The organism is Oleiphilus sp. HI0061 (assembly GCF_001635675.1).
This window is the reverse complement of sequence record NZ_LWFE01001094.1, coordinates 1-1,847: the sequence shown is the minus strand read 5'-3', so window position 1 is coordinate 1,847 and position 1,847 is coordinate 1. Positions and strand designations below refer to the sequence as shown.

Genomic DNA, 1,847 nt, shown 5'->3' with positions numbered 1-1,847 from the left:
CCAGTCGTCACTATAGCGACCACCAACACGAGCCAGATCAGGACCAGTACGCTTAGAACCCCATAGGAATGGGTGCTCATAAACATGCTCTCCGGCAACTGAGTAATGACCGTAACGTTCAGTCTCAGCGCGGAAAGGTCTGATCATCTGCGTGTGACAGGTGTGACAACCTTCACGAATATAGATATCACGACCCTCAAGTTCTAAAGCGGTATGTGGCTTCAGACCTTCAATGGGGGTTTGCATGTCTTTGTGGAAGAACAGTGGAACTGCTTCTACCAAGAAACCAAAACTGATAGCTACGACAATCAGAGGGATCATCAAGCCAAGGTTTTTTTCTATTATCTCATGATTCATTGACTCTTCTCCTAAGCTGCTTCAGTCACGGTATCAAGTGCTTTCGCATCTTTCTGCTTAATGGTTAGCCAAACGTTCACGGCCATGATAAGCATACCTGACAAGAAGATAGCACCACCAATTGCACGAACAAGATAACCAGAATGACTTGCTTCTAAAGACTCTACAAAGCTGTAGGTAAGGGTACCGTCATTGTTTACTGCACGCCACATTAGGCCCTGCATAATACCGTTTACCCACATTGCGGCGATGTATAGAACCGTGCCGGCAGTCGCTAACCAGAAGTGTAGGTTGATCATAGACGTGCTATACATTTCTTTAATGCCATAAAGCTTTGGAATCAAGTGATAAACCGCACCGATAGAAATCATCGCTACCCAACCGAGTGCACCAGAGTGAACGTGCCCAATAGTCCAGTCAGTGTTGTGAGATAGCGCGTTTACAGTCTTGATAGACATCATCGGACCTTCGAAAGTAGACATGCCATAGAAAGAAAGCGATACAACCAAGAAACGTAGTACTGGGTCAGTACGTAGTTTATGCCATGCACCAGAAAGCGTCATCATACCGTTGATCATACCACCCCATGATGGAGCTAGTAGGACTAGGGACATGATCATGCCCGCACTCTGTGCCCAGTCAGGAAGAGCGCTGTAATGTAGGTGGTGAGCGCCTGCCCATACATATAAAGAAATCAGTGACCAGAAATGAATAATAGATAGTCTGTAAGAATAAACTGGCTTGCCAGTCTGTTTAGGAACGAAGTAGTACATAATGCCCAAGAAGCCTGCCGTCAGGAAGAAACCAACAGCATTATGGCCATACCACCACTGCATCATCGCATCGACAGTACCTGCGTAAGCAGAGTAGGACTTCCAGAACGTGACTGGAATGGCCATGCTATTCCCGATGTGTAGAATCGCGACAGTGATAATAAATGCGCCATAGAACCAATTTGCAACATAAATGTGCTTGGTCTTACGCTTCATTATGGTACCAAAAAAGAGGACGCCATAGGCTATCCAAACTAAGGTGATTAGAATATCGATCGGCCACTCAAGCTCTGCGTATTCTTTTGCGCTAGTAATGCCTAGTGGCAAAGTGATCGCTGCTAGAACGATGACCGCTTGCCAGCCCCAGAACATGAATGACGCGAGGGTGTCCGAGACCAGGCGTGCTTGGCAAGTCCGCTGCACCACATAAAACGATGTAGCAAATAGAGCACTACCCCCAAAAGCAAAGATAACTGCGTTAGTGTGCAGTGGGCGAATACGACCGAAGCTTAAATAAGGTGAATCGAAGTTTAGCTCTGGCCATACTAATTGAGCAGCGATAAGAACACCGACGGCCATGCCGACAATACCCCATACCACCGTCATAATGGCAAACTGTCTTACAACTTTGTAGTTGTAAGTGATTTGGTTGGTCTCTTTGCTCATCGTTGAGGGTCCATTATTCTACATAAAGTGGAAACGCAAAAAATAAGAAAT

Annotated in this window: 2 protein-coding genes; both read right to left on the bottom strand. The window is 46.0% G+C overall.

What is annotated here, in order from left to right; translation table 11 throughout:
- Positions 1-357 (bottom strand): cbb3-type cytochrome c oxidase subunit II (locus A3735_RS15610; RefSeq protein WP_197485910.1); only part of this gene is annotated, 357 nt, incomplete at its 3' end.
- Positions 358-368: 11 nt separating this feature from the next.
- Positions 369-1,796 (bottom strand): cytochrome-c oxidase, cbb3-type subunit I, encoded by a 1,428-nt coding sequence (ccoN, locus tag A3735_RS15605; protein WP_068514738.1) that lies wholly within the window; start codon positions 1,794-1,796, stop codon positions 369-371.
- Positions 1,797-1,847 lie beyond the last annotated feature (51 nt).

What these genes read in the sequence shown, in the direction of transcription:
- ccoN (WP_068514738.1), bottom strand. Translation starts at nt 1,796, where the DNA reads ATGAGCAAAGAGACCAACCAAATCACTTACAACTACAAAGTTGTAAGA.